The organism is Streptomyces sp. NPDC046203 (assembly GCF_040646255.1).
GTDB lineage: Bacteria > Actinomycetota > Actinomycetes > Streptomycetales > Streptomycetaceae > Streptomyces.
The window spans coordinates 1-25577 of the sequence record NZ_JBEYZX010000045.1; the positions used below are offsets into that span (position 1 = coordinate 1).

20 protein-coding genes and 1 pseudogene are annotated in these 25577 nt (G+C 73.3%); 12 read left to right on the top strand and 9 right to left on the bottom strand.

The annotated features are described in order from the left end of the window. Nucleotides 1–410: 410 nt before the first annotated feature. From ABZ990_RS25510 to ABZ990_RS25525, 4 genes are all read right to left on the bottom strand, one after another. Nucleotides 411–1859 (bottom strand): multicopper oxidase family protein, encoded by a 1449-nt coding sequence (locus ABZ990_RS25510; protein ID WP_361235972.1) that lies wholly within the window; start codon nucleotides 1857–1859, stop codon nucleotides 411–413. A 466-nt stretch (nucleotides 1860–2325) separates the two neighbouring features. After that, on the bottom strand, nucleotides 2326–3129 hold the full coding sequence (locus tag ABZ990_RS25515; RefSeq protein WP_361235975.1) for a 4'-phosphopantetheinyl transferase superfamily protein: 804 nt from the start codon (nucleotides 3127–3129) through the stop codon (nucleotides 2326–2328). A 112-nt stretch (nucleotides 3130–3241) separates the two neighbouring features. Further along, nucleotides 3242–3958, bottom strand: coding sequence for a response regulator transcription factor (locus tag ABZ990_RS25520; RefSeq protein ID WP_361235978.1), 717 nt, complete (start codon nucleotides 3956–3958; stop codon nucleotides 3242–3244). Between the two features lie 273 nt (nucleotides 3959–4231). Continuing rightward, entirely contained in the window at nucleotides 4232–5356 is a 1125-nt protein-coding gene (locus ABZ990_RS25525) for a Ku protein (protein WP_361235981.1), read from the bottom strand. Between the two features lie 71 nt (nucleotides 5357–5427). On the opposite strand from ABZ990_RS25525, the gene ligD reads away from it, so the two are divergent. The 12 genes and pseudogenes from ligD (at nucleotide 5428) to ABZ990_RS25585 (ending at nucleotide 18289) form a co-directional block, all read left to right on the top strand. Then, a complete protein-coding gene (ligD, locus tag ABZ990_RS25530) occupies nucleotides 5428–6321 on the top strand; it encodes a non-homologous end-joining DNA ligase (protein ID WP_361235984.1) in 894 nt (297 codons plus the stop codon). Further along, nucleotides 6318–7397: a DNA ligase gene (locus ABZ990_RS25535; RefSeq protein WP_361235987.1), complete on the top strand. Its 1080-nt coding sequence runs from the start codon at nucleotides 6318–6320 to the stop codon at nucleotides 7395–7397. The genes ligD and ABZ990_RS25535 overlap by 4 nt, the downstream gene beginning before the upstream one ends. Nucleotides 7398–7778: 381 nt before the next feature. Then, the gene (locus ABZ990_RS25540; RefSeq protein WP_361235990.1) at nucleotides 7779–10040 is read left to right on the top strand and encodes a PBS lyase; all 2262 of its coding nucleotides are present in this window, start codon (nucleotides 7779–7781) and stop codon (nucleotides 10038–10040) included. Nucleotides 10041–10386: 346 nt separating this feature from the next. Then, nucleotides 10387–11775, top strand: coding sequence for an FtsW/RodA/SpoVE family cell cycle protein (locus tag ABZ990_RS25545; RefSeq protein ID WP_361235993.1), 1389 nt, complete (start codon nucleotides 10387–10389; stop codon nucleotides 11773–11775). Continuing rightward, a complete protein-coding gene (locus tag ABZ990_RS25550; RefSeq protein ID WP_361235996.1) occupies nucleotides 11772–13247 on the top strand; it encodes a penicillin-binding transpeptidase domain-containing protein in 1476 nt (491 codons plus the stop codon). Before ABZ990_RS25545 ends, ABZ990_RS25550 begins: the two co-directional genes overlap by 4 nt. 51 nt (nucleotides 13248–13298) lie before the next feature. Next, the gene (locus ABZ990_RS25555) at nucleotides 13299–13778 is read left to right on the top strand and encodes a hypothetical protein (RefSeq protein ID WP_361235999.1); all 480 of its coding nucleotides are present in this window, start codon (nucleotides 13299–13301) and stop codon (nucleotides 13776–13778) included. Beyond that, complete coding sequence (locus tag ABZ990_RS25560; RefSeq protein ID WP_361236002.1) at nucleotides 13775–14128, top strand: hypothetical protein; 354 nt, start codon at nucleotides 13775–13777, stop codon at nucleotides 14126–14128. Before ABZ990_RS25555 ends, ABZ990_RS25560 begins: the two co-directional genes overlap by 4 nt. Before the next feature lie 477 nt (nucleotides 14129–14605). Then, the gene (locus ABZ990_RS25565) at nucleotides 14606–15541 is read left to right on the top strand and encodes a diiron oxygenase (RefSeq protein ID WP_361236005.1); all 936 of its coding nucleotides are present in this window, start codon (nucleotides 14606–14608) and stop codon (nucleotides 15539–15541) included. 141 nt (nucleotides 15542–15682) lie between these two features. Further along, nucleotides 15683–15871 (top strand): hypothetical protein, encoded by a 189-nt coding sequence (locus ABZ990_RS25570; RefSeq protein ID WP_361236008.1) that lies wholly within the window; start codon nucleotides 15683–15685, stop codon nucleotides 15869–15871. Nucleotides 15872–16030: 159 nt separating this feature from the next. Further along, entirely contained in the window at nucleotides 16031–16261 is a 231-nt protein-coding gene (locus tag ABZ990_RS25575; RefSeq protein WP_361236011.1) for a hypothetical protein, read from the top strand. A gap of 172 nt (nucleotides 16262–16433) precedes the next feature. Beyond that, a pseudogene (locus ABZ990_RS25580) lies at nucleotides 16434–16694 on the top strand (hypothetical protein); the annotation flags it as partial. 275 nt (nucleotides 16695–16969) lie between these two features. Next, nucleotides 16970–18289: an NlpC/P60 family protein gene (locus ABZ990_RS25585; protein ID WP_361236014.1), complete on the top strand. Its 1320-nt coding sequence runs from the start codon at nucleotides 16970–16972 to the stop codon at nucleotides 18287–18289. Nucleotides 18290–18351: 62 nt separating this feature from the next. Here the strand turns inward: ABZ990_RS25585 and ABZ990_RS25590 are convergent, their stop codons facing one another. From ABZ990_RS25590 to ABZ990_RS25610, 5 genes are all read right to left on the bottom strand, one after another. Further along, nucleotides 18352–19593 carry a styrene monooxygenase/indole monooxygenase family protein gene (locus ABZ990_RS25590; RefSeq protein ID WP_361236016.1) on the bottom strand — a complete coding sequence of 414 codons (1242 nt, stop codon included), beginning with the start codon at nucleotides 19591–19593 and terminating at the stop codon, nucleotides 18352–18354. A gap of 179 nt (nucleotides 19594–19772) precedes the next feature. Beyond that, nucleotides 19773–20435, bottom strand: coding sequence for an ATP/GTP-binding protein (locus ABZ990_RS25595; RefSeq protein ID WP_361236080.1), 663 nt, complete (start codon nucleotides 20433–20435; stop codon nucleotides 19773–19775). Nucleotides 20436–20547: 112 nt separating this feature from the next. Beyond that, nucleotides 20548–20961 (bottom strand): DUF742 domain-containing protein, encoded by a 414-nt coding sequence (locus tag ABZ990_RS25600; protein ID WP_361236019.1) that lies wholly within the window; start codon nucleotides 20959–20961, stop codon nucleotides 20548–20550. Next, nucleotides 20958–21500 (bottom strand): roadblock/LC7 domain-containing protein, encoded by a 543-nt coding sequence (locus tag ABZ990_RS25605; protein WP_361236022.1) that lies wholly within the window; start codon nucleotides 21498–21500, stop codon nucleotides 20958–20960. Before ABZ990_RS25605 ends, ABZ990_RS25600 begins: the two co-directional genes overlap by 4 nt. After that, nucleotides 21497–25051 carry a nitrate- and nitrite sensing domain-containing protein gene (locus ABZ990_RS25610; protein ID WP_361236024.1) on the bottom strand — a complete coding sequence of 1185 codons (3555 nt, stop codon included), beginning with the start codon at nucleotides 25049–25051 and terminating at the stop codon, nucleotides 21497–21499. The genes ABZ990_RS25605 and ABZ990_RS25610 overlap by 4 nt, the downstream gene beginning before the upstream one ends. Nucleotides 25052–25577: the final 526 nt, after the last annotated feature.

A 25577-nucleotide genomic window follows, 5' to 3' on the forward strand; every position in this document is an offset into this window, starting at 1 on the left:
TGACGACCATGGCCGCCGAGGCGAGCAGGGCGGCGGCGCGGACGGTGGTACGGCGGGGCGAGGACTGCAGGCGGTTCACGCGGGCTCCTTCGCTGTGAAGCGTGGGGGGTGAGTGGGGGGTGGTGCGTGGTGCTGGTGCGTCGGAAGCGTGCCAGCAGACCGATCGGATTGACAGGTATGCAACAAGAATTTGACCTGCACTTATCCGAAGGGCGACCAAGTCGGTCCGTTATGCGGGGAGCTGACCGCCCTGAGGGTGCCCCCGAGGGGAGACACGAGGGTCTCCCCTCAGGGGCGGCGCGGGGGACGTACGCGGGGGACGCACGCGAGGGGCGCGGGAGGGAACTCGGCGGAGGGCGCGGGGAGTACGTACGTGAAGGACGTACGCCAGGGACGTACGCGCCGCCGCGTCAGGACACGCGCAGCGTGGCCATCATGCCCATCGCGGCGTGGTCGAACATGTGGCAGTGGTACAGGTATTGCCCCCGGTAGCCGGTGAAGGTCGCCTGGATCTTGACCGTTTCCCCGGCCCCCACCCGCACGGTGTCCTTCAGGCCGTACTCCGGCCCCGAGGTCACCGGCGTCCCGTTCCGCTCGATCACCCTGAACTGCACCAGGTGCACATGGAAGTTGTGGTTGCCCGGGCCGGGGTTGGTGACGGTCCAGACCTCGGTGGCCCCGTACGCGATCTCGGTGTCGATCCGGCCGTGTTCGTACGCGAGGCCGTTGATGGTGGCCACGCCGCCGCCCATCGCCAGCGTGAAGGACCGGTTGACCGTGGCCGCCGGCAGCGCCGGCAGGGTGCGCAGGGTGCTCGGCACCACGCTGGTGTCGGCCGCCGTGCGGTCGACCCGGAACTGGAGCACCTTGCTGATCTGGTCGATCAGACCGCCGGTCCCCTCGTTGCGGAGCTCCAGGGTCGTCCCGACCGCGTACTTCGAGAAGTCGACGACGATGTCGGCGCGTTCGCCCGGGGAGATCACCACCTGGTTGACGGTGACCGGGGCGGGGAGCAGTCCGCCGTCCGAGCCGATCTGCTGGAAGGTCGCGCCGTCCGACAGGGCGAGCGTGAAGAACCGCGTGTTCGCCGTGTTGCAGAGCCGGAAGCGGTACTTGCGCGCGGCGACGTTGAGATACGGCCACGCCTTGCCGTTGGCGAGGATGACGTTACGGCTCTGGTCGCCCATCTGGTAGACGAGTTGGGCCTGGTCGTCGAAGTGGGCGTCGCGCAGCTGGATCGGCACGTCGTACGCGCCGCTCGGCAGGTTCAGGCTCTGCTCGACGTCGTCGGTGAGCAGATACGTGCCGGCCAGACCTCGGAAGGCGCTCTCCGACTCGGCGTGGTGCGCGTGGTCGTGGAACCACAGGTTGGCGTGCGGCTGGGAGTTCGGGTACGTGTACGTCTTGCTGCCGCCGTTCGGCGGGATGAGCACCATCGGGTCGCCGTCGTTGTCCGCCGACACGTGCGCGCCGTGCAGATGGACGGAGATGCCCACGGGCAGGTTGTTGGTCTGGTCCACCACGGTGCGGACACCACTCCTGGCCTTGAGAACCGGCCCGGGGAAGCTGCCGTTGAAGGTCCAGACCCGGGTGAGCGCGCCCGGCAGGACCTCCTTGTCCGCCTCCTGGATGGTCAGGGCGTAGCAGTCCATCATCATCGGCATGGACATGTACGGCGTGGCCGTCGGAGCCAGCGGCATGGCCTGCGTGAACTTCGGTACGGAGGCCGGGTCCAGGTCCGTCACGGCGGACGCGCCGCGCGCACCGGCCGCACCGGTCGCACCGGCCGGGCTTGCCGTGGCCGAGCCCGCGGTGGCCGGGATCAGCAGGCCGGCGGCCCCGACCGCGCTGGTCGCCATGCCCGTCTTGAGCATGCTGCGCCGAGTTATCACGTAATCCCCCATAACGATCCCGGGATTGACCCCCGGAAATCCTGCGTGACCAAGAAACCGGCCGTCGGAATCGGGCCGGAACACGGCCATGATTCTTCGTCGGTTCCCGGGTCCGCTTCAACGTGCGGGGAAGTCAGAGAGCGGTGCAATTCCGCAGACCGCGCGGGCTTTCCGTGTGATTTCCGCAAGAGAATGTCAAGATTCCGTCGGGGTGGCCCGAGGGGGTCGCGACGGCGCCGGATTCCGCACGGCCGGTCGTCGTACAGGGGTTGTACGGGGGGCGCGCGGAGGTCGTACGGGATCGCGCGGCCGTCGCCGTGCCGTGGGCCGTCGCCGTGCCGTGGGCGTGCCGCCGGGGATCCGATCCGGCAGGACCCGGCCGGGCCCGCCAGGGTACGGGGAGCCCGGCGGACTACGGCGAGGCCGGGACGCGCTACTCCCTTATGGGCGCGGGCGGTTCGGCCCGCAGCGCTGCGAGCGACGGAAAACGGTGCAGTCGCGGTTCGGCCCCGGACGCGGACCCCGACGCGGAGCCGGATTCCGACTCGGGGCCGGGGCTGGTTCCGGGGGCCGGCTCCGTGCCCGTCCCAAGGGTGCGCAGGGCGACCGCGCCGTGATGGCGCGGACCGCAGAGCAGGTCGCGCACGGCCCAGCCCGCCGGATGGCGGCCGGACTCGCGGACGGGGTCGCCGCCGAGGTCGTCCAGGGCCAGGTCGCGGCCGAGGCCGGTCCCGAGGCCCTTGAGGTACGCCTCCTTGCGCGCCCAGATCCGGCCGAGGGCGGCGGCACGGGGCTCCCCCTCGGGCTCGGCCTCGATCTCGGCCCGCTCCCTCGGATGCAGCACGCTCACCAGGTCGCGCACGGACGCGGGGGTGGGGCGGTGTTCGACGTCCGCGCCGACGGGGACGGGCGCGGTCGCGACGAGGACGAGCCCGGGGGTGTGGGACAGGGAGAAGTGCAGCGGGGGCGGTCCGGGGGTGGCGAGGACCGGGCGGCCGTGCGGCGCGCCGCAGCACGGGCAGGGTTCGCGGCCGAAGACCAGATCGGCGGGGCGCGCGCCGAGCAGCCCGGCGAGGAGGGTGCGCAGGGCGAGGTGCGCCACCGTGTAGAGGTGCCGGTCGACGGGCCGACGGAACGCGGCGGCCCGCTCGCGCTCATGGGCGTCGAGCGGGGTGAGGTCGGCGGCACCGGGGGCGGATTCCTCGGTGACGTCCAGGAGCCAGGCGTCGGCCCGCATCGGTGGTGTCCTTCCCGGGGTGGGATCGCAAGAGGGGCTGGAGAGCGCGGAGTCGGAGGGGTGGCCGGGCAGGTGAAGGTCAAGTCACCGTTGGTTCCGGCCGCTTGACCGGTCAGCCGTCGCCGAGCCTGAACCCCACGCCGCGCACGGTCACGATCCAGTCCGGACAGCCCAGTTTGCCGCGCAGGCTGCTCACATGGGTGTCCACGGTCCGCCGTGACCAGGAGTCGCCCCAGATCTGCTGCATGAGCCGCTTGCGGGGAACGACGTTCCCCGGGTCGGAGGCAAGCAGATGCAGGATGTCGAACTCCTTGCGAGTAACGTCGATGTGTCTGCCGTCGAGGCTGACCTCGCGCGCGCCGACGTCGATGCGCAGCGCACCGCGCGCGATGACCCCCGTACAGCGCGGGCGGGGTCTGGCCCGGCGCATGACGGCCTGGGCGCGCGCCACGAGTTCACGGAACCCGTATGGCTTGACCAGATAGTCGTCGGCACCCGCCTGGAGGCCGAGCACCCGGTCCAGTTCGGAACCATGGGTGCTGAGCGCGATGAACGGGGTGTCGCCGGCGGCGCGGATCAGCCGGCAGACCTCCAGCCCGTCGATGTCGGGCAGTTCGAGGTCGATGAGGACGAGATCCATGTCGCCGTACGCCCGGAGCGCGGCGCCCCCGGTCTCGACGCGGCTCACCTGGTGGCCGCACCGGCGCAGGCCCGCCACGAGCGGCTCCGCGTGCGCGAGGTCGCTGTCCACCACCAGGATCCGCCAGACATCGCCACCTGCCGCGGAAAAGACGCCCGTCACATCGAGAGGTGCGGGACTATCCGGCACGCGCTGAATCATCTTCCCCCCATGGACAACTGACCGAGAGCCTAAAAACCACCCCTCGGCTATGTCAAAGGTGCCTTCCGCATGTGACTTTGGCATATTCGCCGATGTTTATCGCCACCGGATCGTACAATGCGCGATCCCCGGATAGGCGGGCGGGGAATTGGTCCGGACCGGGGCCCGCCGCGCCACCGCGGACCCTGATCGACACCTGCCGACACCCATAGACGCCCGCCGACGAGGGCCGGGGGTACGCGCCTCCGGACCGCTCCCCTGTCAAGCGCTGCGCTTGCGCGGCGCGGCCTTCCCCGACGGCTCCTTCTTCGCCGCACTCTTCTTCGAAGTCTGTTTCTTCGCAGTGGACTTGGTGCTCTTCTCCGTCGCCTTGGACGACGAGGCCGAGGCGCCCGATGTCGACTTACGGGCCGGCGCCGCCGTCGCCTTCTTCGCCGTCCTGGCCGTGGACTTCTTCGCTCCGGTCTCCTTGGGTGTGGCCCGGGAACGAGAGCCGGGACGGGGACTGGACCGGGAGCCGGACCGGGAGCCGGACCGCGTGGATACCGCCGTACGACCCGACTCCCCTCCCCTCGGCCGGAGTTCGGTCACCTCGGCGGGCTCACCCCGGGACTCCCTGGCCGCGCGGACACTGCTTTCCAGGGCGGCCATGAGATCGATCACCTTGCCGCCGCCGGGCGTCTCGGGCTCCGGCGGGGCGACCCCCTCGCCGCCGGCCGCCTTCGCGGCGATCATCTCCTCCACGGCCTCGCGGTAGTCGTCGTGCAGGGAGTCGATGTCGACCTCGCCGAGGGTGGCCATCAGGGCGTCCGCCAGGTCGAGTTCGGCCTCGCGCACGGACACCTCGGTCTCGGGCGCGACGCCCTCCGGGGCGCGGATCTCGTCCGGCCAGAGCAGTCCGTGCATGGCGATCACATCGTCGACCACCCGCAGCATGCCGAGGCGCTCCCGGCCGCGCAGCGCGTACTTCGCGACCGCCACCTTCTCGCTCCGCTTCAGCGCCTCGCGCAGCAGGATGTACGGCTTGGCGGCCGGCACGCCGTTGGCGGAGAGGTAGTACGCGGCGTCCATCTGGAGCGGGTCGATGTCACCGGCCGGCACGAAGGCCACGATCTCGATCGTCTTCGCCGTCGGCAGCGGCAGCGCGGCCAGGTCCTCGTCGGTGATCGGGATCATGGTGCCGTCGGCGTCCTCGTATGCCTTGCCGATGTCGGCCTGGACGACCTCCTCGCCGTCCAGCTCGCACACCTTCTTGTAGCGGATGCGGCCGCCGTCGGCGGCGTGGATCTGACGGAAGGAGACGGACCTGCTCTCGGTCGCGTTGACCAGCTTGATCGGGATGCTGACCAGGCCGAAGGATATGGCCCCGTTCCAGATCGATCGCACGATCCATCCCCTTTCCCATCCACCTCGTCGCAATTGCGTCAAAGATTCCGATTCCATGCGATTCTCATCGTATGACGCCGGTCACAGAGGTGGCGGGGCGGCGCCTTTCCCTCAGCAACCTGGACAAGGTCCTCCACCCGGCCACCGGCACCACCAAAGGGGAGCTGCTGCACTACTACGCCGTCGTCGAGGCCGCGATCCTGCCGCATCTGCGGGACCGGCCGGTGTCCTTCCTGCGCTATCCCGACGGCCCCGACGGCCAGCTGTTCTTCTCCAAGAATCCGCCGCCCGGCACCCCCGCCTGGGTGACGACCACCCCGGTGCCCCGCTCGGACGCGCCCCGCGCCCGCCAGGTGATGGTCCAGGACCTGCCGTCGCTGGTGTGGGCGGCGAATCTGGTGGTGGAGTTCCACACCCCGCAGTGGCGGGCGGACTCCCCCGCCGTCGCCGACCGGCTGGTCCTCGATCTCGACCCGGGGCCGCCCGCGACCGTCGTCGAGTGCTGCCGGGTCGCCCTCCACCTGCGGGAACGGCTCGCCGCCGACGGAATCACCGCCTGCCCGAAGACCTCGGGCTCCAAGGGTCTGCACCTGCTCGCGCCCCTCACCCCCACCCCGTCCGCCGAGGTCTCCGCGTACGCGCGCCGGCTGGCCGTCGAGGCCGCGGAGGAGCTGCCCGCACTGGTCGTCCACCGGATGACCAAGGCCCTGCGCCCCGGCAAGGTCTTCGTCGACCACAGCCAGAACGCCGCCGCGAAGACCACCGCGACCCCCTACACCCTGCGGGCCCGCCGGCTGCCCACCGTCTCCGCGCCTGTGACCTGGGAGGAGGTCGCGGACACCGCGGCCTCGGGCGACCCGGGACGGCTGGTGCTGCTGTTCGACGCCGTGCCGCCGCGCCTGGAACGGTACGGGGATCTGCTCGCCCCGCTCTTCGACCCGGCGGCGGCCGGAGCCCTGCCATGACGGGCACCACCGCCGGCGGGGGCGCCGACAGCTCCGGCCCGGGCCCCGGCCCCACGGACCCGGCCCACCGGACCGACGCCCCGGCCGACCCCGTCGTGCTGCGCCCACCCCTCGACGTCGTACGGCCGCGCTCCGTGGACGAGATCCCCCGGCAGGGCGGTGTCCCCGGCGGCTTCCAGTACTCCCTCAAGCTCGACGGATTCCGTGCCCTCGCCTTCGTCCTCGACGGCGGCCGGGTCGTCCTGCAGTCCCGGGCCCGCCGCGATCTGGCGCCCGAGTTCCCGCCCATCGCCGCCTATCTGGGCGAGGCCCTGCCGCCGGGCGTGGTCCTGGACGGCGAGCTGTGCGCGTACCGCGAGGGCCGGCTCAGCTTCACCGACCTGCTGCGTTCGCACCGGGACCGCGAGCGGGCCGGCGTCCCCGTCTCGTACATCGCCTTCGATCTGCTCGCCCTGCCCGGGCGCGATCTGCGCGGCCGGCCGCTGCGGGAGCGCTGGGAACTGCTCGCCGAGGCCCTCGCGGGGACCGGTCCGCCGCTCCAGCGGGTGCTCGCCACCGACGACGAGGCGACGGCCCGCGAGTGGTTCGATGCACTGCGCGCGGCGGGCGTCGAGGGGATCGTGGCGAAGGCGTGGGACTCCACGTACCGCCCGGGCCGCACCTGGGCGTGGCGGAAGATCCGGCACGCGGACACCGAAGACGCCTCGCTGGTCGGGGTGTTCGGGCCGCCGGACCGCCCGCACGCGTTGCTCGTCCGGCTCGCCGACGGCCGTACCCTGCGGACCACTCCGCGACTCACCGGTCTCCAGGCGCACCAGGTCGCCGAGTCGACGGCCGGCCGGCTCGGCGCGCCGGAGGAGGATCCGGAACACGGGACCGTACGCCCGCTCCCCGACCCCCTGCCCGTCGAACTCCGGTTGCCCGCGGGCCGCCAGGACACCGCCCGGTTCGTACGGGTACGGGACGCCACCACGCCCCCGGACTCACCCCCGGACACCCCACTGGGCCCGCCCCAGGACGACCTCTCCGACCCCCCTCCCGACGCAGCTCCGAAAGAGGAGGAAAACGGGCGGTGAAGCGGCCCCGTTGACCACCCTTTTACCATCTGGCAACCCTCCGAGACCCCTGCTGGCCGAATCCCGACTGCCTTTTCTCTGCGCTCCGTTCAGGACAAACTCCCTGTGCGCCCCTCCCGAGCGCCCCTTTCCACGCCCCCGCACACAAGTGCGCCGGTCCAGCGGGCGCGCGCGTGTGAACGGAGCGGCTCCAGAGGGCTCACGGACGCCCGTGAGCGCCGGGTCAAGGGCCGGTCGGCCCCCCTCGCCTTCCCCGGCGTGGCGCAAAGCGAGCGGCCGGGCGCGCCGCGGCGGCGCCGGTCCCGCAGGCAGGGCCTTGGAGACGGCCTATTGGTGCACACTTGCTGCCTGGTACAGCGCTCACGGGGAAGGCGGCCTGGCATGCTGACGGGGATCGAGGAGGTCGACTGGGCCTCGTTGGGGCATGCGTACGGCCCCGCGGACGATGTGCCGGAGCTGCTGCGCGGACTCGGTTCCGACGATCCCGCCGAGCGCGAACAGGCCCTGGACGACATGTACGGCGCGGTGCACCACCAGGGCGATGTGTACGACTCGACCCTCGCCTGCATCCCCTTCCTCCTCGAACTCGTCGCCGACCCCACCGTCCAAGACCGGGGCGGCATCGTCGAGTTACTCACCAGCGTCGGCGGGATCGATCTGAACGGCGACGAGGAGCTGGACGAACTCGACCCGGAGGACGAGGAGTTCATCCCCGCCGGAAACTACGCGATGGCGGCGGCCGCGATCGCCGCCGGGGCGGACGTGTTCCTCGGCCTGGTCGACGACCCCGATCTGGAGGTACGGCTCGCCACCCCCTGCGCGCTCGCCTCCCTGCACCCCGACCCGGCGCGGGTGCTCGGACTCCTGCGGGAGCGCCTGACCGTCGAGCGCGACACCGAGGTACGGCTCGCGCTGGTCGCTGCCGTGGGCCGGATCGCGCTGCGGCACGAGGCGCTGCACGCCGAGACCGTGGACTGGCTGGCCTGGCTGGTGCGCGCCGCGCAGGCGCCAGGGCTGCGGCTCGCCGCGCTCGCCCAGCTCGCCCGGTGCGCGCCGGCCGAGATCCCCGACGACGTGGTGGACCTGGTCACCGTCCTGCTCGAAGAGGTGCGCACCACCCCGCCCGACCGCCCCACCGAGACCCCGAAGACCGCCGCGCCGACGCTGATCGGCCAGGTCCGCGAACTCCTTGAGGAGCACTCGGCGGGCCGCCGCACGCCCTGGACGGAGGAGCTGCTCCGTACCCTGCACACCGCCCTGGACGACCGGGTCGACGACCGGCTCGCCCTGCTCCTCGCGCAGTTGCGCAGCCCCGACTGGGGGCAGCGCTCGGACGCGATCTGGCTGGCGGGCGGGCTGATCCGGATCTGGCGGGGGCGGTACGAGGAGGTCGTACGGCTCGTCGGGGAGCAGCTGAGCGACCCGGAACCTCGGCTGCGCGAGGCCGCCACCTCGTTCCTGGAGCGGCTCTTCGAACTGGCCGCGCCGGCGGCGGACGCGCTGGCCGAGCGGCTTGCCGCCGGCCCCGCCGGGTTCGCCGACCCCCTGCCCCTCACGCCGCACGGCCGGGACGGGCACGGCGGGTACGGCGGGCAGAACGGGTACGGCGGGCAGAGCGGGTACGACGAGCGCGGCGGGTACGACGGGTACAGCGGACGCGCCGGGCAGGGCGGGCACGGCGGACGGGACGGATGGGGCGGACCGAGCGGCCCCGGCGAGCAGGTCGCGGCCGGCTTCGGACAGAGCGCGGCGCTCCTCGCCCTCGCCCGTTCGGGGGATGCGCGGGCGGTGCCGCTGCTCGCCCGGGCCCTGGAGGAGCGGGAGGTACGGCGCGAGCTGCTGTACGCGGTGGACGCGCTCGGCCCCGCCGCGATGCCGCTCGCCCCGGTGCTGCGCCGCCGGCTCGCCGAGGTGGCGCTGGACGAGCGGCTGTACGAGCGGTCGGCGCCCCTGCTGTACGCGCTCGCGGCGGTACGGGGCGCGCAGGCGCTGCCGGAGGTGCTGCGGGTGCTGCGCGGGGCGCCGCCGAACCGGCGCGAGTGGGTGCGCGAGGCGTGTCTGCGGACACTGGCCGCGTTCGGGCCGGCGGCCCGGGAGGCGCTGCCCGACGTACGGGAGCTGCTCGACGCCCCGTCGGCGGCGGTGTCGTCGGTGGCGGCGCAGGCGCTGTGGGCCCTGGACGGCCCGCCCGAGGAGGCGGTCGCCGCGCTGGAGCAGTGGCTGCGGCCGGGGACGACGTGCGCCGAGTGGTGCGCGGCGGCGCAGGCGCTCGGCGCGATCGGCCCGGCGGCGCGCGACGCGGCTCCGGCGCTGCGGGCGGGTCTGGGCTCGCGGGACCTGTGGGTCCGGGTGCGGTCGGCGACGGCCCTGTGGCGGGTCGCCGGGGAGCCGGCGGCGGTGCTGCCGGTCCTGCTGTCCGCCTGGGAGGAGAACCGGTTCGCCCGGGTGGAGGTCGCCGAGTGCCTCGCGGAGATGGGTCCGCTGGCGGCGGAGGCGGAGCCGGTGGTCCGCGCGGAACTGTCCCGCCGACGGCGGCACAACGCGCGCGAGGACGGCGCGGGCTCGCACGACGTCCACGACGACGAGAAGCTGCTGACACTGTGCCAGGCGGCGCTGGACCTGATGACGCGCCGGGGGTTGTGAGTCCCGGCGGTGATTCCCGCGAGGGCTGCGGAGGCCCATGGGGGTCGCCCTCAGGGAGCGGGCGTAACGGGCCGGGCGTCATGGGGCGGGCGTAACGGGCCGGGCGGCGGAGCAACGGCCGGCGAGCCGAACCTCGCACCACTGCGGCGCGGCGCGCGCAAGGCCCTGACGCCCGGGCCCCTGGGCCCCGTACCCCCACGGCCGTACCCCCACCGCCGCACACCCGCCGTCACACCCCCACCGCCCGAGACCCGTCCCCCACCCCCACCCCTCCACCCCCGGACTCCCGACGGCACACCGTCACACAAAAGGGACATAAGGCTTACTGCTTGCTACGTTGCGGACCATGACCGCACCGCGCACCGAGGCCGCGGACCCGCCCCCGCCCGGGGTGCGGGTCCCCCGGCGCCGCGGTGTCGAGTTCTCGCTGCTCGTCGGCGCCGTCCTGATCTCCGTGCTCGGCTACGCGCAGGTCGGCCTCGCCCGCAGCGGCGCCGTCCCCCCGGACGCCGCCCGCTACGGCGCCGGGCTCGGCGCCCTCGCCCTGCTCGCCCATCTCGCGGTCCGGCTGCGCGCCCCGTACGCCGATCCGCTGCTCCTGCCGATCGCGGTCCTGCTCAACGGGCTCGGGCTGGCCCTGATCTACCGGCTCGACCTGGAGACCCCGGACGATCAGGCGGCGCCGACCCAGCTCGTCTGGTCGACGCTCGGCGTCGGTCTGTTCATCGTGGTCGTGCTGCTGATCCGGGACCACCGCGCCCTCCAGCGCTACGCGTATCTCTCCGTCGCCGCCGCGCTCGGCCTGATGATCCTGCCGATCTTCTTCCCCGCCGTGAACGGGGCGCGGATCTGGATCCGGCTGGGCGGACTCTCCTTCCAGCCGGGCGAGTTCGCGAAGATTCTGCTCGCGGTCTTCTTCGCCGCGTATCTCGCCGCCAACCGGGGCGCGCTCGCACACACCGGCCGCACGGTGTGGAAGTTCCGGTTCCCCACCGGCCGGGTGCTCGGACCGATCGTGGCGATCTGGCTGGTGAGCGTGGGCGTGCTGGTCCTGGAACGGGACCTCGGCACCTCGCTGCTCTTCTTCGGCCTCTTCGTGATCATGCTGTACGTGGCGACCGGCCGGACCGGCTGGATCGCGGTCGGGCTGCTGCTCGCCGCGGCCGGCGCGTTCCTCGTCGGGTCGCTGGAACCGCATGTGCACTCGCGGGTGCAGGACTGGCTGGACCCGTTCGCCTCGATCCGGGCGGGTCAGGGGCCGGGGCAGCTCGCGCAGTCACTGTTCGCGTTCGCGGCGGGCGGGATGTTCGGTTCGGGGCTCGGCCTCGGGCACTCGACGCTCATCGGCTTCGCCACGAAGTCCGACTTCATTCTCGCGACGGTCGGCGAGGAGCTGGGGCTCGTCGGGCTGACGGCGGTGTTCCTGCTGTACGCGCTGCTCGTCGGCCGAGGCTTCCGCGCGGGGCTCGCGCTGCGCGACGCCTTCGGCCGGCTGCTGGCCGTGGGGCTGTCGTCGATCCTCGCGCTCCAGGTGTTCGTCATCGCCGGCGGGGTGATGGGGCTGATCCCGCTCACCGGCATGGCGATGCCGTTCCTCGCGCAGGGCGGTTCCTCGGTCGTCACCAACTGGGTGATCGTCGCCCTCCTCGTCCGGGTCTCGGACTCGGCGCGCGCCCCGCTGCCGGAGCCGCCCGCCGCCGGGATCGTCGCCCCCGCCGTCGAGGACGTCCGGTGATCCGTCACATCCGCAGGGCCGCCGCGTTCTGCCTGGTCCTGCTGGTGGCGCTGCTCGTCAACGCGGCCCGGGTGATGGTGGTGCAGGCGGGCTCGTACGACGACAACCCGGCCAACCGGCGTACCGCGATCGCTCGTTGGGGCCAGCCGCGCGGCGCGATCCTGGTGGACGGCCGTCCGGTCACCGGCGCCCGGGACAGCGGACAGCAACTGCGCTACGAACGGACGTACACGCAAGGGCCGTTGTACGCGCCGGTGACCGGCTACGCCTCACAGACGTACGGCACCAGCCTGCTTGAGCGCACCGAGGACGATCTGCTCGCGGGCACCGACCCCCGGCTGGCGCCGCTGCCGCTGTGGAACGACCTGACCCGGAGCCGGCGGCCGGGCGGCACGGTGGTCACCACGATCCGCGCCCGGATGCAGGAGGCCGCCTACCGGGGGCTCGCGGGGCGACGCGGGGCGGTGGTGGCGGTCGAGCCGTCGAGCGGGCGGATCCTGGCGCTGGTGTCCTCGCCGTCGTACGACCCGGGGGTGCTGTCGGGGACGGGCGCGGAGGTGGCGCGGGCGTGGCAGCGGCTGAACGCGGCGCCGGACCGGCCGATGCTGGACCGGGCGATCCGGGAGACGTATCCGCCGGGTTCGGCGTTCAAGATCGTGACGGCGGCGGCGGCGCTCGACGCGGGGGTGGTGACGGACGTCGACGCGCCGACCGGGATCCCGGACCCCTTCGTGCTGCCCGGCACCCGCCAGGTGCTGCCCAACGAGGCGACGGGCTGCGAGAACGCGTCCCTCTCGTACGCGATCCAGTGGTCCTGCAACACGGTGATGGCGGGGCTCGGGGTGAAGGTCGGGCTCGCGGGGATGGTCGACGCGGCGCGCGGTTTCGGCTTCGACGACACGGGGCTGCGGATCCCGTCCTGGGTGGCGAAGTCGACGTTCGACACCCGTATGAGCGCGGACCAGTTGGCGCTGTCGTCGATCGGCCAGTTCGACACGGCGGCCACTCCGCTGCAGATGGCGCTGGTGGCGGCGGCGGTCGCGAACAACGGCGACATCGCGCAGCCGCATCTGGTGGAGCGCACCACGACCGCGCGCGGCGGCACGGTGGAGAGCGCCGTACGGCGCGGCTACCGCCAGGCCATGAGCCCTTCGACCGCGCGGGCGCTGCGGGAGCTGATGGTGCGGGCGGTCGAGGACGGCACCGGCACCAACGCCGCCATCCCCGACGCCCTCGTCGGCGGCAAGACGGGCACGGCCCAGCACGGCCTCGGCAACACCGGTACTCCGTATGCCTGGTTCATCGCCTGGGCGCAGGCCGCCGACGCCGTGCAGCCGGCGGTGGCGGTGGCCGTCGTGGTCGAGGACGCGGAGGCGGACCGCACGGACATCAGCGGGGGCGGCAACGCGGCGCCGATCGCGAAGGCGGTGATGGAGGAGGCGCTGCGGCTGGAGGAGGAGGGACGGGGATAGCCCGACCGCGTTCCGCTACCCGGCCAGGACATCCGAGCTACTGTGGATGTCATGACGACGGCCTACGAGGACGTGCCCTTCAGCGAGCTGCTCCACCATCCCGCCGCCACCGCCCGGCGCCTGGACGCGGTCCGCGCCCTGCGCCTGCGCCGACGCGACGCCAGCGACCTCGCGCTCATCCGCGCCGACCAGCTGGAGCAGGACTCCACCGTGGTCGACTTCACCGCACGCCTGCTCGCCGGCCTGGTACGCACCGAGAACACCACCGCACTGCGCCAGGTCCTGCCCGACGCCCTGCCCTGGTCGGTCTTCCTCCCCGAGGAGGACATCGAGGAGCTGCTCGGCGAACTGGCGGACACCGCCCGCGGAGCCGCCGCGCTGGAGAACCTGGCCCCCCTCGCACTCCTGCTGGCCCAGTGGCGGCACAGCGCCGAGATTCACGCCGACCCGGCCCTGCGCGCCGTCCTCACCCGCGAGCCCGAGGGCGACCTCGGCCCCGTACCCACACCCTCGGAAGAGACCACGGAGTGAGCCCCAAGCGCGGTGACCGCGCGGCACCACCCCCGATCGGCGCCGCATACGACCTGCGGTTCGCCACCACCGAGGCGGCCAAGGGCTGGGACGAGCTTTCCCGTCACGCGGCGGGAAATCTCCGCCGCGCCTTCGACAAGATCCGATCCACCCCGCGCGCCACCGACGACCCCGCGCGTCACCACCGCCTCAAGGGCAAACTCGGCTCCACGCTCTGGAAGGGGCAGGCGATGGAGCACTGGCAGTACGAGGTCACCGGCGGCGGCCGCATCTGGTACCTCGTCGACGACGCCGACCGCACCGTCTGGATCACCCACTCGGGCACCGGGCACCCCAAAGCCACCGACTGACCGGCCGGCCTTCCCCGTCCGCCCGCCCCGACGGTCGAATGCCGCGGTCGGCCGGCGGTCGGCGGTCGGCCGCACGGCCGTCGGCCTTCCGGACGGGGGGTTACGGGCTTCGCCCCGCGCGACGGCCTCGTGGACCTCGGCGACCGGGGGCGACCGGTCTTCGGGAGCCGCTCCGGGCGGCCGTGCGCAGGCGTCACCGACGGCTCCTTCCGGCGCTTTTCCCCGAGGCTCACGCGCTGATAGACGCGGCGTCAATAAGTCGTGCGCGAGGGATTGACGGCTCCGGCCGACGGGGAGTCCCATTAGGAGGCGACGGCCGTGACCGCCGGTAACCCGGCCGCGCGCGATCCGCTCCCGACCTGCCCGTGAACCGCCCGCGACCCGCTCCGCCCCCGTACGATCCGGCCGCCCGGCGGCCTCGCGACGCGGCCGCTCCGCCCGCTTCCCGTCGACGACCCCGCGCGAGGTGCCACCACCATGGCCCGTCCCATCGAGCCCGACTTCACCCTCCTCCAGGACGCCCTGGGACCGCTGCGCGACCGCGAACAGGTCGCCCAACGGCTCCTGGAGTCCTCCCTCAAGCACTCCTTCGACCCCGACACCGAGCTCGACTGGGAGGCCCCGTTCGAGGACGGCAAGTGGTTCTGGCCGCCGGAGCTGGTCTCGCTCTACGACACCCCGCTGTGGCGGCGGATGTCCGAGGAGCAGCGGATCGACCTCTCCCGCCACGAGGCCGCCTCGCTCGCGTCGCTGGGCATCTGGTTCGAGATCATCCTGATGCAGCTGCTGGTCCGGCACATCTACGACAAGCCGCTCACCAGCGATCACGTCCGCTACGCCCTCACCGAGATCGCCGACGAGTGCCGGCACTCGATGATGTTCGCCCGGATGATCAAGCGCGGCGGCTCCCCGGGCTACCCGGTGCCTCGGATGTACCACAATCTCGCCCGGGTCCTGAAGACCGTGTCCACCACGCCCGGTTCGTTCGCCGCGACCCTGCTCGGCGAGGAGATCCTGGACTGGATGCAGCGGCTCACCTTCCCGGACGAGCGGATACAGCCGCTGATCCGCGGCGTGACGCGCATCCATGTGGTCGAGGAGTCGCGCCATGTGCGGTACGCCCGCGAGGAGTTGCGCCGCCAGATGATCACGGCGCCACGCTGGGAACAGGAGTTGACCCGGCTGAGCTGCGGCGAGGCCGCCCGGGTGTTCTCCGTGTGCTTCATCAACCCGGCAGTGTACGAGAACGTGGGCCTGGACCGCCGCGAGGCCGTGGCCCAGGTGCGGGCGAGCGGGCACCGGCGCGAGGTGATGCAGTCGGGCGCGAAGCGGCTGACGGACTTCCTCGACGACGTCGGGGTGCTGCGGGGCCCGGGCCGGCGGATGTGGAAGTCGTCGGGGCTGCTGGCCTGAGGGGCGGCGGCAGGGCGCGGGCGGGGCACCCACTCGTACGGCCGAGGGGTGGGCCCGCCCGCGTGCGCGCGGTCGCGTGAGCGCCCAGGCTGGCAGGCGGCTGCCGACGGACGGCAGCCGCCGGCCGACGAGAGGAACGCCATGCCCACAGGAGCGGGAAACCTTCCGGGTCTCACCGAGGACGACGTCGTCCTGAGGTCGAAGCTCCGGGAGGCGCGCGACTACGCCGCGAACGAGGCCAAGAAGTACGACAACGCCGTGAACGACGCGGAGCGCAGCCTGCGGGTCGCCTACCGCTCGATCGCCGAGGTCCTGGGCAAGGCCCTGTAGACAAGGCTCTGTGGTCGACCGGCACGACACCGGCAGCGCCCTGCCGGGGCGCGGTCGCCGCACGGCCGTTCGTGGGACAGAGGCGAGCGATCCCGGCGGGAGCGGGGACCGATGGGACAGGCGGCCGCGTCCGGCGGCCCCTCACCCCGAAGGAGACGCATGCGCGTCCGTATCCCAGCAGCCCTCGCCTTCGCCGCCCTGGCCATCCTGGGCACCGCCACCACGGCCGCCGCCGATGGCGACGTGAACCTGGCCATGTTCAACGGAAACAGCATGATGGCCATCGGCGTGTGCGGCAACGACATCAATGTCCTGGCCATCCCCGTCGACATGCTCCCGGCCGGCCAGAACGTCGGCGCGTGCGCATCGACACCGGTATCGGAGGACTAGTCTCAGCCCGTCGGACACCACGCGGGCGACGGGGACCGCACCGGCCCGGGCGCGATCGCCCCATCCGGTACGGTCCCCACACCCACCCCGCCATCCCCGCAGGTGCGCCCCGGGCGGCCCCCTCCCCCGGTCCACCGGCGTCGGCCGCCACGCCCTGACGGACACTGGTGGGGTGAGAAGCGAGAACACCCCCTTTCGCGGCGGCCCCCTCGACGGCCGGATGCTGCCGGTCCTGACCGGTCCGACCGGGCACCCCCCGAAGTGGTACGAGGTGCCGGTCCCGGCCCACGCCGGACACCCGGCGACGGTCCACGCGTACCGCCGCGAGCCCGCCGGCTACACCAAGCGGCTGGGGCTCCAGCGCGGCTGGGTGTACGTGTACGCGCCGGACGGGCGGGAGCGCCGGGAGCTGCGCTGGCCCTGGCAGAAGCCGGCCGTCAAGGGGGACGCGGACGCGGCGGGCGGCGCGGGCACGACGGACGGCACGGGGACAACGGGCGGCACGGGAACAACGGGCGGCGCGCCCTCGGCGGGCGGGGCCGGCTCGGCTGCGCCGTCCGAGTGAGCGCGCGGGACACCCGCCCGATCATGCGCTGATCACATCATCTCTCCGGTCATCATCGTCGCCGTACAAGCGCGAAGGCGTGAAGGCGTGACGACTCGGGGCCGCGGGGCCGTGCGGCCGCCGGCGGCCGTGGAGGTGATGACGTGGCGAAACGACTGCTGCGCACGATCGGTACGGGTGTGCTCGCCCTGACGACGACTCTGGCGGCGACCGGGCCGATGGGCGGGACCGCCTTCGCGGCGCCGCTCGCGCCGGTCCCCGGTGTACCCCCCGCTCCCGGGGCGGCGGACGAACCGGCCGCGGACGCGCTCACGGACTCGGCCACCGAGGCCACCGAGGCAGCTGAAGCCGCTGAAGGCACCGACACCTCGTCCGGGGCCACCGACTCCCTGACCGGCTCCATCCCCGGCTCCGCCCCCGGCACCCTCGACGGCTCCGTCACCGGACTGCTCACCCGGCTGCGCACCCTCTACCAAGAGGCCGAGCAGGCCACCGAGGCGTACAACGCCGCCGACGAGGCCCTGAAGAAGCAGACCGCCGACACCCGCAGGACCGACGCCCTGCTGACCGCCGCCCGCCGCTCCCTCCAGCAGGGCCGCGACGAGGCAGGCCGGCTGGCCCGGCTCCAGTACCAGGGCCGCTCCGACCTCTCCCCGTACCTCACCCTGCTGCTCGCCCGGCACCCGCAGACCGCCCTCGACGAGACCCATCAGGCCGCCCGCGCGGCACGGTCGCGGTCCACGGTGGTCCAGCGGCTCCAGGCCGCCGAGCAGAAGGCGGACGGGCTGGCGACGGCCTCGCGCACCGCCCTCGCGCGCGGTCGCGCCCTGCTGGCCGACCGGAAGAAGCAGAAGGAGGCCGTCGAGGCCAAGCTCCGCGAGGTGGAGAAGCTGCTCGCGTCGCTCACCGCCGACCAGCTCGGCCGGCTCACCTCGCTCGACGCCGAGCAGACCGCGGGCGCCCAGAGCACCCTCATGGCATCCGGCGCCCTCGACGGCGCCCGCACCCCCTCGCCCCAGGGCGCGAGGGCGCTGCGTTTCGCCGTACGACAGATCGGCAAGCCGTACGAGTGGGGCGCGGAGGGCCCCGACACGTACGACTGCTCCGGTCTGACCCAGCAATCCTGGGCGGCGGCCGGGCGGGCGCTGCCGCGCACCAGCCAGGAGCAGTGGGCCAAGCTGCCGCACGTACCGCTGAACCGGCTGCGTCCCGGCGACCTGATCGTCTACTTCCCCAAGGCCACCCACATCGCGCTCTACCTGGGCCACGGCCTGGTCGTCCAGGCCCCGCGCCCCGGCACCCGGATCAAGGTCTCCCCGATCGCCGCCAATCCGCTGCTCGGCGCGGTCCGCCCGGACCCGGGCGGCGCGCCCTTGAAGACGTTCGCGCCGCCCGAACTCCCGGAGGGAGCGTCGAACGGCGCGGACACGGGCTTCGGCGGAACCCGCCCGGCGGACCTGTAGGGGCCTCCCGAGCACAGCGGACCGAGAGCGTCGGACCGAGGGCGCCGGCGGACCTCCGGGGATCAGCTCGCGGGCTCGGTCAGCGAGGCCAGGTAGGCGGCGGCCTTCTCCGGGTCGAAGAAGAAGTTCTCGAAGTCGGCCGGGTTCTCGAAGCCGTTCGCGAAGCGGTCGGCGATCGGCTGCAGCCGCGTCCCCGCGCCCAGCAGGTTCACCACGTGCTCGGGCAGGGGCGCGAGCATCGCGTTGGTCCACTTGGTGACGGGGCGCGCGATCTCCCAGTAGCGGTCGAAGGTGCTCTGCATCCACGCCTCGTCGAACGGGCGGTCGCCGTGCTCGACGATCGAGGCGAGGTACGAGGCGGCGCACTTGGCGGCCGCGTTGGAACCCTGGCCGGTGATCGGGTCGTTGGCGACGACGACGTCCGCGACGCCCAGGACCGTGCCGCCGCCGGGCAGCCGGCCGATGGGGTGCCGTACGGTCGGGGCGTAGCGGCCGGCCAGCGTGCCGCCCGCGTCGGTCAGCTCGACCTTGGTGGCACGGGCGTACTCCCACGGGGTGAAACGTTCCATCAGCTCCAGGGTGAGCCGCAGGTGCTCCGCCGGGTCCTTGATGCCCCGGAAGACGTCGAGCGGACCGCCGGGCACGCCCTCCCAGAACAGGATGTCGGCGCGGCCGGAGAGGGTGAGCGTCGGCATCACGAACAGCTCGCCGACCCCGGGCACCACATTGCACCGGACGGCGTCGAACTCCGGGTGCTCGGGGCGCGGGCCGAGCCCGTGCACGTACGCCACCGCCAGCGCGCGCTGCGGCTCGCTGTACGGCGAACGGGACGCGTCCCGGCCGAACATGGACACCAGTTCGCCCTTGCCGGCGGCGACGAGCACCAGGTCGTAGCCGCGCGCGAAGTAGTCCAGGTCGCCGACGGCCACCCCGTGGATGACCAGCCGGCCGCCGCGCCGGGCGAAGGCCTCCATCCAGCCGGCCATCTTCACCCGCTGGTCGACGGACTGCGCGTAGCGGTCGAGGCGGCCGATCCAGTCGATCGCCCGCGAGGAGTCGGGCGCGGCGACGGAGACGCCGAGGCCCTCGACGCGCGGCGCCTGGTCCTCCCAGAAGTTCAGACCCAGGTCGCGCTCGTGCTGGAGCGCGGTGTCGAACATGCACTGGGTGGACATGACCCGGCCGGAACGGATCTCGTCCGCCGTCCGGTTGGACATCAGGGTGACGTCGTAGCCGTTCGACTGGAGACCGAGGGCGAGCTGGAGACCGGACTGGCCGGCTCCGACGATGAGTATCTTCCGCATGGGCTGACCTTGAGGGGCTCGGGGGCGGCGGGTGAGGTGGGGGGTGACGCCGGCTTCGGCTCTCGGGGAGGGCGGGGCTTGTGCTGTTCCGGGCCCCGGCAGTGCGGGGCCCCGGCGGTGCGGGGCTTCGGTCGTACGGGTCCTGGGGTCCCGGGACCCCAGGACCCCGGGACCTCGGGCTACTCGGGAGTCGCGTCGAGGGAGTGCTCGACCATCGCGAGGAGCGTCTCGACCACGCTGTACCGCTTCCTCGCGTCCATGATGACGACGGGCACGCGTTCCGGCACGGTCAGCGCCTCGCGGACGTCGCTCACCTCGAAGCGCTCGGTGCCCTCGAAGTGGTTGACGGCCACCAGGTACGGCAGACCGCAGCTCTCGAAGTAGTCGAGCGCCGGGAAGCAGTCGGTCAGACGGCGCGTGTCGGCGAGCACGATGGCCCCGATCGCGCCGCGCACCAGGTCGTCCCACATGAACCAGAAACGCTGCTGTCCCGGCGTACCGAAGACGTACAGGACCAGATCGTCGTCGAGCGTGATCCGGCCGAAGTCCATGGCCACGGTGGTGGTCAGCTTGTCGGGCGTGGCGGTGAGGTCGTCCGTCTCCTCGCTCGCCCGGGTCATCAGCGCCTCGGTCTGGAGCGGGGTGATCTCCGAGATGGCACGGACGAAGGTGGTCTTGCCGACCCCGAACCCGCCCGCGATGACGACCTTGGTCGCGACGGGGGCCCGGGAGTGGTCCAGCTGCCAGTCCCGCGCGCCGTCCTCGGGATCCGGCTCGGCGCCCTCCCCGGGTTCGGAGCCGGGTCCGGAGTCGGACGCGGACGCGGAACCGGACGCGGATATGGGCCGGGTGGCGGCGGTGGGCTGGGCGGGGATGCCCGTACCCGGACGAGCGGGCGACGCGGGCGCGTCGGTGCTCGCGGCGGTGACGGACGGTTCGGCCACGACGGCGGCCTCAGAGACGGCGGAGTCCACTCAGCACCCTTTCGAGGAGCGCGCGGTCGGGCCGGTCGGTGCCGTGACCGGTCCCGTACACACGTATTTTTCCCTGGTCGGCCAGGTCGCTGAGCAGCACCCGGACGACTCCCAACGGCATCTTCAGCAGTGCCGAGATCTCCGCGACGGTGCGCATCCGCCGGCAGATCTCGACGATGGCCCGCATCTCCGGCATCAGACCGCGCGCGGCCGCCCCGCCGTCCGTGAGGACCTTCCTCTCGGGCGCGGCCTCGAGGGCGGCCACGAAGGTCTCGACGAGGAGCACGTGGCCGAAGCGGGTCCGGCCGCCGGTGAGCGAGTAGGGACGGACCCGGGAGGGGCGGCGCCCCTCCCCGCGCTTCGGCAGCCGGTGAGCGGACGCGGCGGGTATCACCGCACGCCCTCCATGGATTTGGCCAGTTCACTGCGGAGTTCGGGCGTGAGGACGTGTCCGGCCCGGCCGACGAACAGCGCCATGTGGTACGCGACCACGCTCATGTCGCAGTCGGGCTCCGCGTGCACGCCGAGCAGCGAGCCGTCGCTGATCGACATGACGAAGACGCTGCCCTCGTCCATCGCGACCATGGTCTGCTTGACCCCGCCGCCGTCCATCAGACGGGCGGCGCCGATGGTGAGGCTGCCGATGCCCGAGACGATGGTGGCGAGATCGGCGGTGGAGCCGCGCGGCCCGTCGCCCCGCGGGGGCGCGGGGGCCGCCGCCGGCGCGCTCGCGCCCTTGTTGCCGCTGCCGTTGCCGCTGGCGTTGCCGCTGCCGTTGTTCTGGATGTCCGGGTCCGACGAGAGCAGGAGGAGCCCGTCGGAGGAGACGACGGCCACGGAGTGGACCCCGGGCACCTCCTCGACCAGGTTGCCCAGCAGCCATTGCAGGTTGCGGGCCTCACTGCTCAGTCCGAATGTTCCGGTCGCAGTCAACTGCGTGCCTCCTCGACGGTGTCCCCCGTGGTCTCCTCGGTACGTGCTGTGGCTCCGGCCCGGATCTCGGCGGCCACGTCACGGCGGCCGTTCGCGGCTCCCAGCTGGAAGCCTCCGAGCCTGCGGCGCAACGCCTCGGCGTCCACGCCGCCACGGCGTATCCGCGGGTTGCCGGCCGCCGGGCCGGGTTGCCGCACTATCCGCGGGGTGCGCTTGGGCAGCCCCTTGTCGGTGACCCGGTCCCAGGCGCCCTCGCGGGGGCCGGGGCCGGTCTCCTCGGAGGCCGGCGCGGAGAGCGCCGGCTCGGGGGCCGTCGTCGGCTCGGTGGCCGGCGCGGGAGCCCGCCCGAGGGCATGCTCGGAAAGCTGCCCGGGGGTCAGTCCGGGCGTTCGTCCGGGCGTCTGTCCGGGCATCCGTCCCGAGGCGTGTCCCGGGTCCTGCTCGTGGCTCCGCTCGTGACTCCGCTCACGGCCCTGGTCATGGGCCTCTCCCGGAGTCCGGGCCTGAACCTGGACCTGGACCTCGGCCTGGTCATGGCCCTGGTCGTAGCCCTGGTCATGGGCCTGTCCCGGAGCCTGGGCCTGGTCGAAGGCCCTCTCACGGTCCCGCTCGTGGGTGGTCTCCTCCGCCGCCGCGGGCGGCGGCACGGGCAGCCGTACCTGGAGCGTGGTCTCCGACACGGACTCGCCGAACGCGGGGGTGGGCTCGGTGTCCGCTGTGCCGGGAACATCTGATGCGGCGGCTTCCGCCGCCTCTTCCTCTTCCCCCGCGTGCTCCGTGCCGCGCGCCGGGAGACCGGGGCGGGCGGGGGCCTCGTCGGGGTCGGCGTCGTGCCCGGCGGCCGGTTCGGCCGCGGGCCCGGCGCCGTACGACGGCGTCACCGGGGACGTGGCCGCGCCGTCGTGACGTACGTCGTGCGAGGCATCGTGCCGGACGCCGGCGCCGTCGGTGTCGGTGTCGGTGTCGGCATCGGCATCGGCAAGGTCGGCACCCGTACCCGCACCGGCGCCGAAGGCGTCCATCAGCCCGAACGCCGGCTCCGACGTCTCCGCCGACTCCGACCGCTCAAACGACCGCTCCGGCTCCTGCGCGGACGGCTCCGGTTCGGTCACCGGCTCCGGCTCCGCCTCGAAGGACTCCACCTCGGAGGACTCGGCCTCAGAGGGCTCGGCCTCCCGCCGCGGCCTGACGATCGGGTGCGAGCCCGACTCCTCGATCGCGCGCTCCGCCGCCTCGATGAGCGGGTCGCGGTGCCGTGGGGGAAGCCTGTTCGCGTCGGCCTCGGCGACGGCCCCCGGCAGGGTGAGCCGCGCGCCCGGGGCGGCGAGGCCCCCGGCGCGGCCGGTGGGAGCGACGGTGGCAGGAACCGCGTCCGGCGCGGCGGCGGGCAGCAGCGACAGCGGCAGGATGACCACCGCCGCGATGCCGCCCTGCTTCTGCTCGCGCAGTTCGACCCGTACCCCGTGGCGCGCGGCGAGGAGGGCGGCGACCCGGATGCCGAGGCCCTCGCCCGTCTCCTCCCCGTAGGTGACCTCGGGGTCGGCGAGGCGGGCGTTCAGCTCTTCCATGCGGTCGGCGGCGATGCCGATGCCGTTGTCCTGGATGGAGAGCATGACCTCGCCGGACTCCAGCAGCCAGCCGGAGAGCTGGACGTGGGACTCGGGCGGCGAGAAGGAGGTCGCGTTCTCCAGGAGTTCGGCGACCAGGTGGCTCAGGTCGTCGGCGGCGAAGCCCGCGATCTGGGCGTGCGGCGGCAGCGACTGGATGCTGATCCGCTCGTACCGTTCGATCTCGCTGACGGCGGCGCGCAGCACGTCGACGAGCGGGACCGGGCCGGGGTGGCCGTGGTGGTGCTCGTGGCCGGCGAGGACGAGCAGGTTCTCGCTGTGCCGGCGCATGACGGTCGCCATGTGGTCGAGCTTGAAGAGGGTGCCGAGCCGGTCGGGGTCCTGCTCGCGCTCCTCCAGCTTCTCGATGACGCCCAGCTGGCGCTCGACGAGACCGAGGCTGCGCAGCGAGAGGTTGACGAAGGTCTGCTGCACGGTGCCGCGCAGCCGCTCCAGCTCGGCGGTGAGCACCGCGGTCTGGCTCTGGAGCTCGGCGCGCTGGTCGGTCAGCTCGGCGATGACGGAGTCGCGGGCGCCGGCCAGTTCGGCGCGGTCGCCGTCGAGCTGCTCGACCCGGGCGGCGAGGGCGGCGAACTTGCCCTGGAGGGTGTTGAGGGACTGGACGACCCGCGCGAACTCGTCGTTGCGCCCGGTGAACCGGATCGGCTCCTCGCGCTGCGGCTCGGCCGCGTCGGCCAGCCGGGCGGCGCCGATGCGCACCGCGGCGAGCGGCCGGGTGAGGGTGCGGGCGACGAAGGTGGAGATGCCGACGGCGACGAGCAGACAGCCGCCGAGCAGGGCGATCCGCGTCTCCAGGCCGGTGACGTCGCCGTCGCGGAGGGCGCCGAGGCGTTCGGCGCGCTGGGTGGCGAGCGCCGATTCGACGCCGCGCATCTGCTCGATGCGGGCGGAGAGTGCGGCCTCCAGGGCGGCAGGGTCGGTGTTCAGCTCGGCCGCCGAGAGTTCGGGCCGGTCGGTGAGCTTGGACAGATACCGCTCGGCCTGCTTGACCTCGGGCCCGGTGACACCGGCGGCGAGGGCGGCGCGGGCGGTGACGGTGGCGGCCTGGTCGAAGTCGGCGAGGGCGGCGAGTTCGCGGACCCGGGCCTGCTGGGCGGCGGCGGTGAGCGCGTTCCTGGTGCGCTCGGCGTCCTCGGAGCCCGCGGGGACGTCGGCGACGTAGGTACCGGTGGCCGGGTCGTAGTGGGTGGCACCGGTGGCCTCGGGCCGGGGTACGGCGAGCGCGGCGAGCAGCAGACCGCGCTCGGCGGACGCCTGCTCGGTGGCGTGGCCGAGCGCGGCGGGCGCGCGGACGGCCTCGGCGGCGCGCGGCGGGGTGCGCTCGGCGAGCCGGTCGGAGAGGGCCTGGAGCTTGCCGATGATCTCGCCGTACGCGCGGTGGGCTTCGAGCGCGCTGCCCTTGCCGGTGAGGGCGGTACGCCGGATGGAGGGCAGTCCGGCCAGGTCGCGGCGCAGGTCCGCGGGGGCGGCGGCGCGAATCTCGTCGATCTGGCGGTCGACGCGGGCGGACTTGGCGTCCGTGATCCGTCGTTTGGTCTTGTCGGTGCCGGTCTGCTCGTCGCGGCCGGCGGCGATGTACGCGACGATCTCGTCGCGCTCGTCGGAGAGGGAGTGCGCGAGGGTGACGGCCTGGCGGTCCAGCTGCGCGAGGGCGACCAGGTCGACGGACTCGTCGAGGTCGGCGGAGGCGGCGAGGACGGCGGGGGCGCCGGCCGCGAGCACGGTGAGGCCGACGAGGGCGACCCCGGCGACGAGGCGGCTGCGGACCCGCTTCGTACGGCCGGTGGCGGCGGGCGCGGGGGCGGGGACGGCCGGGGCGGCGGCCGGTCCGGAGGCGGGAGACGTTCCGGAGACGGAAGACGGCCCGGAGGCGGGGGACGGGGCCGGGTTCAGGGCCTCGGCGGGGAGGGGGACCGGAGCCATGGAGTCCGCGCCCCGGGGTGTCTGGGGCGTCCGGGGAGCCTGCGCCTGCGATGTCCGGGGTGCCCGGGGAGCCCGGGATGCCTGAGGCGCCTGGGGTTCGGCCGGCAGGGGCCGGATGGGCAGGCCGGTGGCCTGCGGGTCACCGGGGGTCTGGCTCCGCGCGCCGTTGTTGCTCCGAGGCCGCTTCTTCTGCACCGGTGCTCGCATTCTTGACTCGTCCGCCCTTGAAGCAGAGGTGACGACCGGTCACATGGATGAGCCCCCCACCCCTGGTGTGTCCACCGACCATTTCAGCGGTTCTGGTCAGGGGACTCGCATCGGCCACTCCGCCACACGAACGAGTGAACAACACTCCGGAGTTGGTCAACAACTCCCGATGACGACCGCGGGGCACCTCGCCCACCTGTCGGTTGGATCTTCCGCGCGGCCTTTGGCAGGATGCCCGCCCGCAGCTTTCCGGACCCGCCCGATCCTCGCCTCCAGCTCATACGCCGCCGCTGGTACAGACCGTATTCGGCCGTTTGGA

Excerpts from the sequence above, each read along its gene's own strand:
- ABZ990_RS25570 (WP_361236008.1), top strand. The coding sequence starts at position 15,683 with ATGCCCACAGGAGCGGGAAACCTTCCGGGTCTCACCGAGGACGACGTC.
- ABZ990_RS25610 (WP_361236024.1), bottom strand. The coding sequence starts at position 25,051 with ATGGCTCCGGTCCCCCTCCCCGCCGAGGCCCTGAACCCGGCCCCGTCC.
- ABZ990_RS25515 (WP_361235975.1), bottom strand. The coding sequence starts at position 3,129 with ATGCGGGCCGACGCCTGGCTCCTGGACGTCACCGAGGAATCCGCCCCC.
- ABZ990_RS25510 (WP_361235972.1), bottom strand. The coding sequence starts at position 1,859 with ATGGCGACCAGCGCGGTCGGGGCCGCCGGCCTGCTGATCCCGGCCACC.
- ABZ990_RS25575 (WP_361236011.1), top strand. The coding sequence starts at position 16,031 with ATGCGCGTCCGTATCCCAGCAGCCCTCGCCTTCGCCGCCCTGGCCATC.
- ABZ990_RS25565 (WP_361236005.1), top strand. The coding sequence starts at position 14,606 with ATGGCCCGTCCCATCGAGCCCGACTTCACCCTCCTCCAGGACGCCCTG.
- ABZ990_RS25540 (WP_361235990.1), top strand. The coding sequence starts at position 7,779 with ATGCTGACGGGGATCGAGGAGGTCGACTGGGCCTCGTTGGGGCATGCG.
- ABZ990_RS25535 (WP_361235987.1), top strand. The coding sequence starts at position 6,318 with ATGACGGGCACCACCGCCGGCGGGGGCGCCGACAGCTCCGGCCCGGGC.
- ligD (WP_361235984.1), top strand. The coding sequence starts at position 5,428 with ATGACGCCGGTCACAGAGGTGGCGGGGCGGCGCCTTTCCCTCAGCAAC.
- ABZ990_RS25590 (WP_361236016.1), bottom strand. The coding sequence starts at position 19,593 with ATGCGGAAGATACTCATCGTCGGAGCCGGCCAGTCCGGTCTCCAGCTC.
- ABZ990_RS25545 (WP_361235993.1), top strand. The coding sequence starts at position 10,387 with ATGACCGCACCGCGCACCGAGGCCGCGGACCCGCCCCCGCCCGGGGTG.
- ABZ990_RS25555 (WP_361235999.1), top strand. The coding sequence starts at position 13,299 with ATGACGACGGCCTACGAGGACGTGCCCTTCAGCGAGCTGCTCCACCAT.